The following is a 13,108-nucleotide window of genomic DNA, read 5'->3' on the forward strand; positions in this document are numbered from 1 at the left end:
CGCCGTCCGCGATCCGCGACCTCGGCGACAAGGTCGCGGCCCGGCACATCGCCCAGCGCGCCGGCGCCCCGCTGGTGGCCGGCACCCCGGACCCGGTGAGCGGTGCGGACGAGGTCGTGGCCTTCGCCGAGGAGCACGGCCTGCCGATCGCCATCAAGGCGGCCTTCGGCGGCGGCGGGCGCGGCCTGAAGGTCGCCCGCACCCTCGAAGAGGTCCCGGAGCTGTACGACTCCGCCGTCCGTGAGGCGGTGGCCGCCTTCGGACGCGGCGAGTGCTTCGTGGAGCGCTACCTGGACCGCCCCCGGCACGTGGAGACCCAGTGCCTGGCCGACACCCACGGCAACGTGGTGGTCGTCTCCACCCGCGACTGCTCGCTGCAGCGCCGCCACCAGAAGCTGGTCGAGGAGGCCCCCGCGCCGTTCCTCTCCGAGGCCCAGCTCGCCGAGCTGTACCGCGCCTCCAAGGCCATCCTCAAGGAGGCCGGGTACGTCGGCGCGGGCACCTGCGAGTTCCTGGTCGGCCAGGACGGCACGATCTCCTTCCTGGAGGTCAACACCCGCCTCCAGGTCGAGCACCCGGTGACCGAGGAGGTCGCCGGCATCGACCTGGTCCGCGAGATGTTCCGGACCCGCCCCCGGCACCGTCACCCGCTTCGACGCCCCCTCCGGCCCCGGTGTCCGCCTGGACGCGGGCGTGGAGGCCGGCTCGGTCATCGGCCCCGCCTGGGACTCCCTCCTGGCCAAGCTGATCGTCACCGGCCGCACCCGCGCGGAGGCCCTGCAGCGGGCCGCCCGCGCCCTGGACGAGTTCCAGGTCGAGGGCATGGCCACGGCGATCCCGTTCCACCGCGTCGTCGTCCGCGACCCCGCGTTCGCCCCCGAGCTGACCGGCTCCGAGGACCCCTTCACGGTCCACACCCGCTGGATCGAGACCGAGTTCGTCAACGAGATCAAGCCCTTCACCGCCCCGGCCGACGCCGAGGCCGAGGAGGAGACCGGCCGCGAGACGGTCGTCGTCGAGGTCGGCGGCAAGCGCCTGGAGGTCTCCCTGCCGGCGTCCCTGGGCATGACCCTGGCCCGCACCGGCCTCGCCGCCGGCGCCAAGCCCAAGCGCCGCGCCGCCAAGAAGTCCGGCCCGGCCGCCTCCGGCGACACCCTCGCCTCGCCCATGCAGGGCACGATCGTGAAGGTCGCGGTCGAGGAGGGCCAGGAGGTCAAGGAGGGCGACCTGATCGTCGTACTCGAGGCGATGAAGATGGAGCAGCCCCTCAACGCCCACAAGTCCGGCACCGTCAAGGGCCTCGCCGCCGAGGTCGGCGCCTCCCTCACCTCCGGCGCCGTGATCTGCGAGATCAAGGACTGACGCCACCCCGCACCACACCGCCCGGCGAACATCACCCGTTCGCCGGGCGGGCCTGGGCATCGGCACCCGCTACCGCCACTTCCCGACCGGCCCGCCCTGATGAGCGCGGTCTTCGAGGACGCGGCGCGTGAAATCCCGTCCAGGGCCCGCGAGTTGCCGCCCTGTCCCGCTGCGGCACCCCGATGCGGGAGGCGGGAGCGGCCCTGCCGGCGTGAGCTCAGAAAGCGGGCACGGTACGGGCCGACGTACAGATGACCGGCCTGCTCCGACTCACCCGCGCCATCGCCCTGGCAGCGGAGGAGTCACCGGGAGACCCGGCCTCAGACGGAAGCACTGCCCCCTTAGGGGCGTGGGGAACGGCGCGAGCAACCACACACGACCCGCACCCACCCATCCACATGGACCCCCACGGCGCCTGGGCCCGCAGGCCCCCTCACCGCCGCCGCATATCGGCGACCCGCCCCCGCTCGGCCGCCGACGGCGGCTCTCCCTGGAGCATCGAGGCCGACCGCAGCCCCGCAGCCCCCGGCCCCTGACTCCGCCGCGGCCCCGGCAGGGCGACGTCCCGACGCTGTTGATGCTGCTGGCGCGCCGGGACCTGATCACCCCCCGGGTTTCCGGACGCCCCGGCCACGGCGATCTGCACCCCCTGGTCGGCCAGGGCCTGCAGCTCGGTGCCCGCGCGGTCGTCGTGGGGTGGCGGCTCGTCGGTGACCAGCCGGGTGATGACGTCGGTCGGCACGGTCTGGAACATCGTGTCCGTACCGAGCTTGGTGTGGTCGGCGAGGATGACCACCTCCGCGGCGGCCTGCACCAGCGCGCGGTCGACGGACGCCGACAGCATGTTGGACGTGGACAGCCCCCGCTCGGCCGTCAGGCCGCTCCCCGACAGGAAGGCCTTCGACACGCGCAGGCCCTGCAGGGACTGCTCCGCACCGGAGCCGACGAGCGCGTAGTTGGAGCCCCGGAGGGTCCCGCCGGTCATCACGACCTCGACCCGGTTGGCGTGGGCCAGCGCCTGCGCCACCAGCAGCGAGTTGGTGACGACGGTCAGGCCGGGCACTCTCGCCAGCCGGCGGGCGAGTTCCTGCGTGGTGGTACCCGCACCGACCACGATGGCCTCGCCCTCTTCGACGAGGCCCGCGGCGAGATCGGCGATGGCCGTCTTCTCGGCGGTCGCGAGATGGGATTTCTGCGGAAAGCCGGACTCCCGCGTGAACCCGCCCGGCAGTACCGCACCGCCGTGCCGGCGGTCGAGGAGTCCTTCTGCCTCCAGTGCGCGCACGTCCCGCCGTACGGTCACTTCGGAGGTCTGGACGACGCGGGCGAGCTCACGGAGCGACACGGCCCCGTTCGCTCGCACCATTTCGAGGATCAATTGGCGACGTTCTGCAGCGAACACGAAACTGACAGTAACCCCAACGACCGTCTGCTTTCAGCAGTTTGCGCCGAATAGCAGAAGTTGTTCGCACAGCAGGGTCAGGAGTGGTATAGGGCCTACCCCGCCCGACTATGCCGTACGCATGTCCGACAACTCCCCGTGACCAGCGGGGAGTCGGTTCCGGCCGTCAGACCTCGCTGCCGGTCTTCCGGGTGTGCAACTGCCGCGCCACCTCGGCGATCGACCCCGAAAGGGAGGGGTACACGGTGAACGCGTTCGCGATCTGTTCGACCGTCAGATTGTTGTCGACGGCGATCGAGATCGGATGGATCAGCTCCGAGGCCCGCGGCGAGACGACCACGCCGCCCACCACGATGCCGGTCCCCGGCCGGCAGAACATCTTCACGAAGCCGTCCCGGATGCCCTGCATCTTCGCGCGCGGGTTGCGCAGCAGCGGCAGCTTCACGACCCGGGCGTCGATCTTGCCGGCGTCCACGTCGGCCTGCGTGTACCCCACCGTCGCGATCTCCGGGTCGGTGAAGACGTTCGACGACACGGTCTTCAGGTTCAGCGGGGCCACCGCGTCACCGAGGAAGTGGTACATCGCGATCCGCCCCTGCATGGCGGCCACCGACGCCAGCGCGAACACACCCGTCACGTCACCGGCGGCGTACACCCCCGGAGCCGTGGTCCGCGACACCTTGTCGGTCCAGATGTGCCCGGAGTCGCGCAGCTTCACGCCGGCCTCCTCCAGGCCCAGCCCCGCACTGTTCGGAATGGCACCGACGGCCATCAGGCAGTGCGACCCGCTGATGACCCGCCCGTCCGCGAGCGTCACCTCGACCCGGCCCCCGACCCGCTTGGCCGCGGCCGCCCGCGAACGCGCCATGACGTTCATGCCGCGCCGCCGGAACACGTCCTCCAGGACGGCGGCCGCGTCCGGGTCCTCACCCGGCAGCACCCGGTCCCGGGACGACACCAGAGTGACCCTGGACCCCAGCGCCTGGTAGGCACCGGCGAACTCGGCACCGGTCACACCCGACCCGACCACGATCAGTTCTTCGGGCAGCTCGGTGAGGTCGTAGACCTGGGTCCAGTTCAGGATGCGCTCGCCGTCGGGCTGCGCGTCGGGCACCTCCCGCGGATGCCCGCCGGTCGCGATCAGCACCGCATCGGCGACGAGCGTCTCCTCGCTCCCGTCGGCGGCCGCGACGACGACCTTCCGCGACCCGTCCAGGGCCTGCATGCCCTCCAGCCGCCCCCGCCCCCGCATGACCCGCGCACCCGCACGCGTCACCGAAGCCGTGATGTCGTGCGACTGCGCCAGCGCCAGCCGCTTCACACGCCGGTTGACCTTCCCCAGATCAACACCCACCACCCGGGCCGCCTGCTCCAGCGGCGGGGTGTCATCGGCGACGATGATCCCCAATTCCTCGTACGACGAATCGAAGGTCGTCATGACCTCGGCCGTAGCGATAAGGGTCTTCGACGGCACGCAGTCGGTCAGTACCGACGCTCCGCCCAGACCGTCGCAGTCGACGACGGTCACCTCCGCGCCGAGCTGCGCGGCCACCAGCGCCGCTTCATAGCCGCCGGGTCCGCCACCGATGATCACGATCCGAGTCACGTACTCCATTGTCCCGCACGCTTCAAGGTGCCACTGCCCGGGGCCGCCACCCGGCGCCGCCTGGGACGGGAGTGGCACCCGGGACGGCTGCCGTACCCTCTCCCCATGTCGTCGCTCTACGCCGCGTACGCCGGCAATCTCGACGCGCGGCTGATGTCCCGCCGCGCCCCGCACTCGCCCCTGCGCGCCACCGGGTGGCTGAACGGATGGCGGCTGACCTTCGGCGGCGAGCAGATGGGCTGGGAGGGCGCCCTGGCGACGATCGTCGAGGACCCGATGTCCCAGGTCTTCGTCGGTCTCTACGACATCGCGCCGATGGACGAGGAGTCCATGGACCGCTGGGAAGGCGTCGGCCTGGGCATCTACCGCCGCGCACGCGTGCGCGTGCACACCCTGGAGGGCGAGGAGACGGCCTGGCTCTACGTCCTCGACGGCTACGAGGGCGGCCTGCCCTCGGCCCGCTACCTGGGCGAGATCGCGGACGCGGCGGAGTCCGCGGGTGCACCACACGATTACGTGATGGAGCTGCGCAAGCGGCCCTGCTGAGACGCCGCGTCCCTACACTTGTGTGACCGACGCACCAACGGGAGAGCAGATGTCCCCCACCACGTACGACGTCTACTACACCGTGCAGGCCGCGGCCGCCCGCGACCGGCTGGAGGACCGTCAGCGCATCGCGTTCGACAAGGGCATCGCCCTCCTCGCCCGCGACCCCTTCCTCTCCGTGTCCCGCCCCATAAGCTCCACGGGCGACGACCGGACCATCCGCCTCACCCAGAACGTCCTCGTTGAGTACACGGTCAGCCGTGGCCGCCTGCTGATCTTCATCGTCGAGGTCTTCAACGACAAGGACGTCCTCGTCACCGAGGAGTGACCGCACTCCGAAAGCAGCAAGACCTCTCACAGCAACCACAAAGGTTGCCGGCGCCACCGTCCCTCGTCGGAAACGACAAGACAACGATCGCAATCCCATGAGCTCCGTCATCTACGCGCGTAGGCCAGGACCGGCTACTCTCATCCGCGTGAACGCATCTCTCCTTCCGGACGACATCCAGGGCGACCCCCACGCCGCCGCCGACGCGGCCGCCGCCCGCCTGCGCGAGCTCACGGGCGCCGACACCCACGACGTCGCCCTCGTGATGGGCTCCGGCTGGGCGCCGGCCGTCGACGCCCTGGGCGCTCCCGACGCCGAGTTCCAGGTCACCGAGCTGCCCGGCTTCCCGCCGCCGGCCGTAGCGGGACACGGCGGCAAGATCCGCTCGTACGCCTCCGGCGACAAGCGCGCGCTGGTCTTTCTGGGCCGCACGCACTACTACGAGGGCCGGGGGGTCGCCGCCGTCGCCCACGGCGTCCGCACCGCCGTGGCCGCCGGCTGCAAGACGATCATCCTCACCAACGGCTGCGGCGGCCTGCGCGAGGGCATGCGTCCCGGCCAGCCGGTCCTCATCAGCGACCACATCAACCTGACGGCGACCTCCCCCATCATCGGCGCCAACTTCGTCGACCTCACCGACCTCTACTCCCCCCGCCTGCGCGCCCTGTGCAAGGAGATCGACCCCAGCCTCGAAGAGGGCGTCTACGCGCAGTTCCCCGGCCCGCACTACGAGACGCCGGCCGAGATCCGCATGGCCCGCGTGATCGGGGCGGACCTGGTGGGCATGTCGACGGTCCTCGAGGCGATCGCTGCGCGCGAGGCGGGCGCCGAGGTCCTCGGCATCTCCCTCGTCACCAACCTCGCCGCGGGCATGACCGGCGAGCCCCTCAACCACGAGGAGGTCCTCCAGGCGGGCCGCGACTCGGCGGCACGCATGGGCCAGCTGCTGGCCCAGGTGCTGGGCAGGCTCTGAGGTCGCGCAGTTCCTCCCCCAGCCTCCGGCCGGGGGTGCCCCCAGCGCCCCTTACGGGGCACTGCAGCCACCGTCGACAGACAGACCTGGCCCCCGCCCCCGCAGCGCTGAAGCCGCCCGCGGTCGGAAGGGGACGGGGTGGGGAGTTCCCGCCCGCAGTGGCCGGCGTCGGTCGGCCCGTACGGCACGAGAGACAGCACCGCCGGTCCGAGGACGGGGACTCCCCGCCCCGGCCCCGACCCACCACCACCCGTAGGCGCTACGCGCACCCCCACCGAAGCCGCGGATGCGCCGCAGGCACACCACGAGAGGTTGGACGACGACCGTGCACGACGATCTCATCGCCCGGGCCCGAGCCTGGCAGACCGAGGACCCCGACCCGGAGACCCGCGACGAGCTCGGCAAGCTCATCGACTCCGGCGACCTCACCGAACTGTCCGCCCGCTTCAGCGGCACCCTCCAGTTCGGCACCGCGGGCCTCCGCGGCGAACTCGGCGCCGGCCCGATGCGCATGAACCGCTCCGTCGTCATCCGCGCCGCCGCCGGCCTCGCCGCGTACCTGAAGAGCCACGGCCACGGCACCGACACCGGCACCGTCGTCATCGGCTACGACGCCCGCCACAAGTCCGCCGACTTCGCCCGCGACACCGCGGCCGTCATGACCGGCGCCGGCCTCAAGGCCGTCGTACTCCCCCGCCCCCTCCCCACCCCCGTCCTCGCGTTCGCCATACGGCACCTCGGCGCGGTCGCCGGCGTGGAGGTCACCGCCAGCCACAACCCGCCCCGCGACAACGGCTACAAGGTCTACCTCGGCGACGGCTCCCAGATCGTCCCGCCCGCCGACGCCGAGATCGCCGCCGAGATCGAGGCGATCACGACCCTGCACGACGTCCCCCGCCCCGACACCGGCTGGGAAACCCTCGACGACACGGTCCTGGAGGCCTACCTGGCCCGCACGGACGCCGTCCTGTCCCCGACGTCCCCCCGCACCGCCCGCACGGTCTACACGGCCATGCACGGCGTCGGCAAGGACACCCTCCTCGCCGCCTTCGCCCGCGCCGGCTTCCCCGCCCCCACCCTCGTCACCGAGCAGGCCGACCCGGACCCGGACTTCCCGACCGTCGCCTTCCCCAACCCGGAAGAGCCCGGCGCGATGGACCTCGCCTTCGCGAAGGCCCGCGAGACCGACCCCGACCTGATCATCGCCAACGACCCCGACGCCGACCGCTGCGCCGCCGCCGTCAAGGACGACGGCGCATGGCGCATGCTCCGCGGCGACGAGGTCGGCGCCCTCCTCGCCGCCCACCTGGTCCGCCGCGGCGCCACCGGCGTCTTCGCCGAGTCGATCGTCTCCTCCTCCCTCCTCGGCCGCATCGCCGAGAAGGCGCACCTCCCCTACGAGGAGACCCTCACCGGCTTCAAGTGGATCGCCCGCGTCGACGGCCTGCGCTACGGCTACGAGGAGGCCCTCGGCTACTGCGTCGACCCCGACGGCGTCCGCGACAAGGACGGCATCACCGCGGCCCTCCTGATCACCGAACTGGCCTCGGTCCTCAAAGAGGAGGGCCGCACCCTCCTCGACCTCCTCGACGACCTCGCCGTGGAACACGGCCTGCACGCCACCGACCAGCTCTCGGTCCGCGTCGAGGACCTCTCCGTCATCGCCGACGCGATGCGACGCCTCCGCGAGCACCCCCCGGCCGAACTCGCCGGCCTCCCCGTCACCGGGGCCGAGGACCTCACCCGTGGCACGGACAAGCTGCCCCCCACCGACGGCCTCCGCTACACCCTCACCGGCGCCCGGGTCGTCGTCCGCCCGAGCGGCACCGAGCCGAAGCTGAAGTGCTACCTGGAGGTGGTGGTCCCGGTGGCCACGCACACCGACCTCCCGTCGGCCCGCGCGCAGGCCGCCCGGACCCTGGCCGCGCTCAAGCGGGACCTCTCCACGGCAGCAGGCATCTGACCCCGTAGGGGTGTCCCTCCTCGTGCCCCTCCCCCAGGGGCACCCCTACGGGTGATTTCGCCACGGCGACCGACCCACCCACCGCGCCCCGCCCCGGCTCCCGGGGAACGGTGATCCGGTACCGCCCGTCCGGTACCGCCCGCCGCAGCCGTCGTACTGGAGCCGCCGTCGTGTCCTCGACCGCCCCCGACACCGCCCCCCACGGGCACATCCCGGGCACCCGACGACCCCACCTCCCCACCGCGGCGGTGCCCCGGCACGCCCTGCGCCGGGCGGCTCCCGCACTCACCGCGTACCTCGCCGTACGCCTCACCGGCCTGGTGGTGTTCGCCGTCTGGGCGCACCGGCGCCACCACGGGGTGTGGCCGATGCTGGCGACGCAGTGGGACTCCCGCTGGTACCTGGGCATCGCGGACCACGGGTACACCCACACGCTCGGCATCGCGTACGACCACAACAACCTGGCGTTCTTCCCGCTGTACCCGCTCCTGGTCAAGGCCGTCGCGGTGCTGACCCCGGGCACCCGGGCCAGCACCGGCCTGGCCCTGTCGTGGCTGGCCTCGCTCTTCGCGGCCTGGGGCGTGTTCGCGGTGGGCGACCGGCTGGCCGGCCGCCGGGTCGGCGTCCTGCTCACGGTCCTCTGGGCGGCGTACCCGGTCGGACTCGTCCAGTGGATGGGCTACACCGAGTCCCTGTTCACGGCGTTCGCCGCGTGGACGCTGTACGCGGTACTCGCCGAGCGCTGGCTGTACGCGGCGGCCGGCTCGGTCCTGGCCGGCCTGACCCGGCCGACCGGCATCGCCGTGGCCGCCGCCGTCACCGTCGCCGCCCTGCTCTCCCTGCGCACCCGCTTCTCCCCGCGCGCCCTGACGGCGGCCCTGGTGGCCCCCCTCGGCTGGTGCGCGTACGTCGGCTGGGTGGGCGTCAGACTCCGGCGCTGGGACGGCTACTTCGCCGTGCAGCGGATGTGGCACAACGAGCTGGACGGCGGCGCGGAGACCGTGCGCTGGCTGCGGCACCTGTTCGGGCAGGTCTCGCGCCCGGAGCTGTTCCTGGTCGTGGTGAGCCTGACGATGCTGGCCTCCGTCGTCCTGTTCGGGCTCGCGGTGTGGGACAGGCAACCGCTCCCGCTGCTCGTCTTCGCCGGGATCCTGCTGCTGATCGTGGTGGCCAGCGGCGGCGTCTACTTCCCGCGCGCCCGCTTCCTCCTCCCCGGCTTCCCGCTGCTGCTGCCGGTGGCCGGGTATCTCGCCCGCGCCTCGGCACGCGTACGCGTGCTCGCCCTGACGGCGGCCGTCGCGGGCTCGGCGTACTGCGGGGCGTACATGCTGCTGGTGTGGCCGAGCGCACCGTGAGCGGCCGGTCCCGCCCCTCACCGCCGGAGCCGCCGCGGCGGCCGCCGCCCCCCGCCCCCGGCCACCCCGTCGCCCGAAACGTCCGTTCACGTAGTCCGAGGTCCTCTCGTCCTGGCGCGGGCGGCCTGCTGCATGTTGTGGGTGACGATGACGACCGTCACCTCGTCCTTGAGGTCGTGGACGGTCTCCTCGATATGGCGGGTGGACGTCGGATCGAGCGCCGAGCAGGGCTCGTCCATCAGCAGCACCCGCGGCCGTACCGCGAGCGAGCGCGCGATGCACAGCCGCTGCTGCTGGCCGCCCGAGAGCGCCCCGCCGGGCTGCCGGAGCCGGTCCCTGACCTCCTTTCGCAGGCCCGCCTTGGTGAGGCACTCCTCGACCAGGTCGTCCTTGCCGTCGCGGCCGACCTTGACGGCGTTGAGCCTGAGGCCGGCGACGACGTTGTCGTAGATCGACATCGCGGGGAAGGGGTGGGGCTTCTGGAAGACCATGCCGATCTCGCGGCGGGCGTGGGTGATGCGGCGCCCGCGGTCGTAGATGTCGGCCTCGTCGAGCAGGACCATGCCGCCGACGTCGACCGCGCGTTGATCAGTCAGGTCCAGAGGGTATGCGGACGGGCCCTGCCCCGGACCGGCGTTCACCGGCGGCCGAACCGCCGCCCCCGGCAGACCCCTCGGTCGCGCGGTTCCGTTCCGGCCTTCGACGGCCGATGGCGCCGTCAGCCCGCGACCCGCAACAGAAGCTTCCCCGTGCTCGTCCGGGCGCCCATCAGACGGTGCGCCTCCGCCGCCTCCTCCAGGTCGAACTCGGCCGTGACCGGCAGGGTCACCGTGCCGTCCGCCGCCTTCGCGAAGGCCCGGGCGGCCAGCTCCCGCAGCACGTCGGGCGCCGTCTGCGCCAGCGTCAGGACGGAGAAACCGGCGACCGACAGGCCCCGGGGATACAGCTCCGGCTGGCCCGCCGTCCAGGCCGGTTCGCCGCTCGCGTTGCCGTAGGAGACCAGGCGGCCGAAGCGGGCCAGCGACGCCAGGCTCGCGCGCAGCGTCCTGCCGCCGACGGGATCGAGGGCCAGGTCGACGCCCCGGCCGCCGGTGGCCTCCCCGACCTGCTCCTCGAAGTCGCCGACGAAGACCGCGTCGTAGCCGTGGTCCCGCGCATACGCCGCCTTGGCCGCGCTCGACACCACCCCGTACACCGCGGCCGCGCCCGCCGCCTTCGCCAGTTGCCCGGCCGCCGTGCCTACCCCGCCCGCGGCGCCCTGCACGAGGACGGTCTCGCCGGGCTGGAGGCGCCCGACGGTGTGCAGGAGGGCGTACGCCGTGGGCAGGACGGACGGGAGCGTGGCTCCGGTGCGCAGGTCCGCCCCCGCCGGCAGCGGGAAGACGGTCGCCGCCTCCGTCACGACCACGTCCGCGTAGGCGCCGCCCTGCGTCAGTGCGGCCACCTCCTGGCCGACGACGAGGTCCGTGACACCGGCGCCGAGGGCCCTGACCCGGCCCGAGACCTCCAGCCCCGGACGGAACGGCAGCCCCGGCACGCGGTAGCCCTCCGAACGCGCCTTGAGGTCGGCGAAGTTCACGCCCGCGTAGACCACGTCGATGCTCACCTCGCCGGGGCCCGGCTCGGGGACCTCCGCCTCCACCACCTTCAGGACCTCCGGACCGCCGTACTCCTGCAACTCGACCGCGCGCATGGCACACACCCCTCAGCGAGTGTTCAACATGGATCGAACACTCGGGAGTGTATGGTTTTCATCGAACACTCAGCAAGCGGAACACGGCGCCGAGGAGGACGGCATGACCGGCACGAGCCACCGGGCCGCCCCCGGGCACACCCACCCCGACGAGGTACCCGTCCTCACCGCGCTCGCCGCCCTCGCCGACCCCGTACGCCTCACCCTTGTCAGGGAGTTGGCCGCCAGCACCGAGTGGTCCCGCACCTGCGGCAGCTTCGACGTCCCCGTCGGCAAGGCCGCCCTCAGCCACCACTTCTCCGTACTACGGGCAGCCGGCCTCGTCGAACAGCGCGACGAGGGCCCACGCCGGGTCAACCGCCTACGGCGAACGGAGTTCGAGGCCCGCTTCCCGGGGCTGCTCGACCTCGTCCTGCGGGAGACGGAGCCGCCGCTGCACAGGTAGGCGTCGGTGACGAGTTCGCGGTCCGCGTCACCGCCTCGTCAGTCTCGCCAGCCACGGGTGTCCGGGATGTATGTGCGTCAGCCAGGCGCCGAGAACGTCCCGCCGCTCCCGACTCAGCAGCGGCAGAACCCCGTCGAAGTCCTCCTGATCCTTGGGCCGCGGCTCCTTCGCCTTGAACAACAGCACCAGTTCCGGCACCAGGTAGGGGATGCCGTCCGCAGTCCTGCCGATGACCACGTCGTACGGCAGCCGCAGGCTCTCGTCCCGTCGGCAGATCCAGGTCCCGCCCTCGTGCGGCTCACGGAAGACGTCGAAGAGGAACCGGCCGCTCGCCGGATCCCGCACCCATGTCTGGTGCGTCGCCGCGAGCGCCTCGTCCCCTGCCGCCGCCCAGACGCGTCCCGAGCCCACCGCGTCGAACGCGTACTCGCGGAAGCGTTCGCGCACCTCCGCGAACCCCGCCACGGGCACCGCGATCTCCAGATCCCCGTGGGGCCGCGACTGGCCGCCGCGGAACAGGTCCAGCGCCCACCCCGCCGCAACACACCAGGGCACGCCGACCCCGCCCAACCGCTCCGCGACCTGTTCCGGCCGCCAGGCGTCCGCCCAGCGGGCGGCCAGTTCGGCCGCATCGAGAACCACGCCGCCGGGCGGCAGGGAATCGGTCATCGCCACAACGTACCGCCGCGCGATCACCCGTAGGCGTGATGGCACGGGAGGGAGTTTCGAAGTAATTTCAAAGTCATGAGTGCCGAGAGGGCAGCCGTGAACTTCTCCGAGCTGGTGAACAAGAACAAGCAGACGCTTGCCCGGCTCCAGGAGTCGCCGAGACTGCTCCTGCACCGCAGAGACGGCGAGGACCTGGTCCTCACCACCGCCGCGCGAGCCGAGCAGGACCAGACCGTGGTGTCGGCGGCCACCCGGATACTGGCCGCGATGGCGCGCCGGGAACCCGGCAGCATGGAGTTGCTCCTCGGCATCCTGCCGGACGCCTTCCCCTGGGTCAGATTCCTGCCGGAGCCCGATCTCCACGCCTTCGCCGTCGAACTGGTCGACACCATGCGCGCCGCCGACTCGGTCGGCAACAGCGCCTCCGTCGCCCGGTTGCTCATCGCCTGGCAGCACACCGCCGAGGTCCACTCCGACGCCGACCTGCTGGCGGCACTGACCAGGGATCACGGCGAAAACTACGGCCCCGCCCCCGGTCCTCGGGACGTCACGTGACCGCGGGCCGCGGCTACCGCGCCGCGCCACCGGCGCCGGACGGCCACCGGGAGGTCCGCTTCGCCGATGCCGCCTCGGCCAAGGGCTGGGAAGACCTCGCCCGGCAAGCACGAGAGAACGCCCACCGCACCTGGATCACCTTGCGCACCGGCCCCGGACCGACGCCGACGGCGGCAGGACGGCGACACGACAGGCCGTAACTCCCGGCGTG

12 protein-coding genes and 3 pseudogenes are annotated in these 13,108 nt (G+C 72.5%); 10 read left to right on the forward strand and 5 right to left on the reverse strand.

What is annotated here, in order from left to right; translation table 11 throughout:
* Together JF597_RS20520 and JF597_RS20525 are read left to right on the forward strand one after the other, a co-directional pair.
* Window positions 1-1,362 (forward strand): annotated as a pseudogene (locus tag JF597_RS20520) (biotin/lipoyl-containing protein); the annotation flags it as partial.
* Window positions 1,363-1,402: 40 nt separating this feature from the next.
* Window positions 1,403-1,679: pseudogene (locus JF597_RS20525) on the forward strand (TetR/AcrR family transcriptional regulator); the annotation flags it as partial.
* A 116-nt stretch (window positions 1,680-1,795) separates the two neighbouring features.
* Here JF597_RS20525 and JF597_RS20530 read toward each other — a convergent pair.
* Window positions 1,796-2,764 carry a DeoR/GlpR family DNA-binding transcription regulator gene (locus JF597_RS20530; protein WP_293996702.1) on the reverse strand — a complete coding sequence of 323 codons (969 nt, stop codon included), beginning with the start codon at window positions 2,762-2,764 and terminating at the stop codon, window positions 1,796-1,798.
* Between the two features lie 166 nt (window positions 2,765-2,930).
* Window positions 2,931-4,379 (reverse strand): NAD(P)H-quinone dehydrogenase, encoded by a 1,449-nt coding sequence (locus JF597_RS20535; protein WP_293996704.1) that lies wholly within the window; start codon window positions 4,377-4,379, stop codon window positions 2,931-2,933.
* 96 nt (window positions 4,380-4,475) lie between these two features.
* Between JF597_RS20535 and JF597_RS20540 the strand changes: the two genes are divergently transcribed.
* The 5 genes from JF597_RS20540 (at window position 4,476) to JF597_RS20560 (ending at window position 9,535) form a co-directional block, all read left to right on the forward strand.
* A complete protein-coding gene (locus JF597_RS20540; protein ID WP_293996706.1) occupies window positions 4,476-4,916 on the forward strand; it encodes a gamma-glutamylcyclotransferase in 441 nt (146 codons plus the stop codon).
* Window positions 4,917-4,965: 49 nt separating this feature from the next.
* Complete coding sequence (locus JF597_RS20545) at window positions 4,966-5,244, forward strand: hypothetical protein (protein ID WP_293996708.1); 279 nt, start codon at window positions 4,966-4,968, stop codon at window positions 5,242-5,244.
* Window positions 5,245-5,392: 148 nt separating this feature from the next.
* Window positions 5,393-6,217, forward strand: coding sequence for a purine-nucleoside phosphorylase (locus tag JF597_RS20550; RefSeq protein WP_293996710.1), 825 nt, complete (start codon window positions 5,393-5,395; stop codon window positions 6,215-6,217).
* 325 nt (window positions 6,218-6,542) lie between these two features.
* The gene (locus tag JF597_RS20555) at window positions 6,543-8,180 is read left to right on the forward strand and encodes a phospho-sugar mutase (RefSeq protein ID WP_293996712.1); all 1,638 of its coding nucleotides are present in this window, start codon (window positions 6,543-6,545) and stop codon (window positions 8,178-8,180) included.
* Between the two features lie 170 nt (window positions 8,181-8,350).
* Entirely contained in the window at window positions 8,351-9,535 is a 1,185-nt protein-coding gene (locus JF597_RS20560) for a hypothetical protein (protein WP_293996714.1), read from the forward strand.
* A gap of 116 nt (window positions 9,536-9,651) precedes the next feature.
* Here JF597_RS20560 and JF597_RS20565 read toward each other — a convergent pair.
* Together JF597_RS20565 and JF597_RS20570 are read right to left on the reverse strand one after the other, a co-directional pair.
* Window positions 9,652-10,101: pseudogene (locus JF597_RS20565) on the reverse strand (ATP-binding cassette domain-containing protein); the annotation flags it as partial.
* Window positions 10,102-10,253: 152 nt separating this feature from the next.
* Window positions 10,254-11,228 carry a zinc-binding dehydrogenase gene (locus JF597_RS20570; RefSeq protein WP_293996716.1) on the reverse strand — a complete coding sequence of 325 codons (975 nt, stop codon included), beginning with the start codon at window positions 11,226-11,228 and terminating at the stop codon, window positions 10,254-10,256.
* A gap of 103 nt (window positions 11,229-11,331) precedes the next feature.
* On the opposite strand from JF597_RS20570, the gene JF597_RS20575 reads away from it, so the two are divergent.
* Window positions 11,332-11,673, forward strand: coding sequence for a helix-turn-helix transcriptional regulator (locus tag JF597_RS20575; RefSeq protein WP_293996718.1), 342 nt, complete (start codon window positions 11,332-11,334; stop codon window positions 11,671-11,673).
* Window positions 11,674-11,700: 27 nt separating this feature from the next.
* Here the strand turns inward: JF597_RS20575 and JF597_RS20580 are convergent, their stop codons facing one another.
* Entirely contained in the window at window positions 11,701-12,342 is a 642-nt protein-coding gene (locus JF597_RS20580) for a hypothetical protein (RefSeq protein WP_293996720.1), read from the reverse strand.
* Between the two features lie 75 nt (window positions 12,343-12,417).
* Between JF597_RS20580 and JF597_RS20585 the strand changes: the two genes are divergently transcribed.
* Window positions 12,418-12,897: a hypothetical protein gene (locus tag JF597_RS20585; RefSeq protein ID WP_293996722.1), complete on the forward strand. Its 480-nt coding sequence runs from the start codon at window positions 12,418-12,420 to the stop codon at window positions 12,895-12,897.
* Window positions 12,894-13,097, forward strand: a complete 204-nt coding sequence (locus tag JF597_RS20590) for a hypothetical protein (RefSeq protein WP_293996724.1) — start codon at window positions 12,894-12,896, stop codon at window positions 13,095-13,097. The genes JF597_RS20585 and JF597_RS20590 overlap by 4 nt, the downstream gene beginning before the upstream one ends.
* The last annotated feature ends 11 nt before the right edge of the window (window positions 13,098-13,108 follow it).

It is taken from the genome of Streptomyces sp., assembly GCF_019510245.1.
In the GTDB taxonomy this organism is placed as follows: domain Bacteria; phylum Actinomycetota; class Actinomycetes; order Streptomycetales; family Streptomycetaceae; genus Streptomyces.

Excerpts from the sequence above, each read along its gene's own strand:
- JF597_RS20535 (WP_293996704.1), bottom strand. The coding sequence starts at position 4,379 with ATGGAGTACGTGACTCGGATCGTGATCATCGGTGGCGGACCCGGCGGC.
- JF597_RS20540 (WP_293996706.1), top strand. The coding sequence starts at position 4,476 with ATGTCGTCGCTCTACGCCGCGTACGCCGGCAATCTCGACGCGCGGCTG.
- JF597_RS20545 (WP_293996708.1), top strand. The coding sequence starts at position 4,966 with ATGTCCCCCACCACGTACGACGTCTACTACACCGTGCAGGCCGCGGCC.
- JF597_RS20570 (WP_293996716.1), bottom strand. The coding sequence starts at position 11,228 with ATGCGCGCGGTCGAGTTGCAGGAGTACGGCGGTCCGGAGGTCCTGAAG.
- JF597_RS20575 (WP_293996718.1), top strand. The coding sequence starts at position 11,332 with ATGACCGGCACGAGCCACCGGGCCGCCCCCGGGCACACCCACCCCGAC.
- JF597_RS20580 (WP_293996720.1), bottom strand. The coding sequence starts at position 12,342 with ATGACCGATTCCCTGCCGCCCGGCGGCGTGGTTCTCGATGCGGCCGAA.
- JF597_RS20585 (WP_293996722.1), top strand. The coding sequence starts at position 12,418 with ATGAGTGCCGAGAGGGCAGCCGTGAACTTCTCCGAGCTGGTGAACAAG.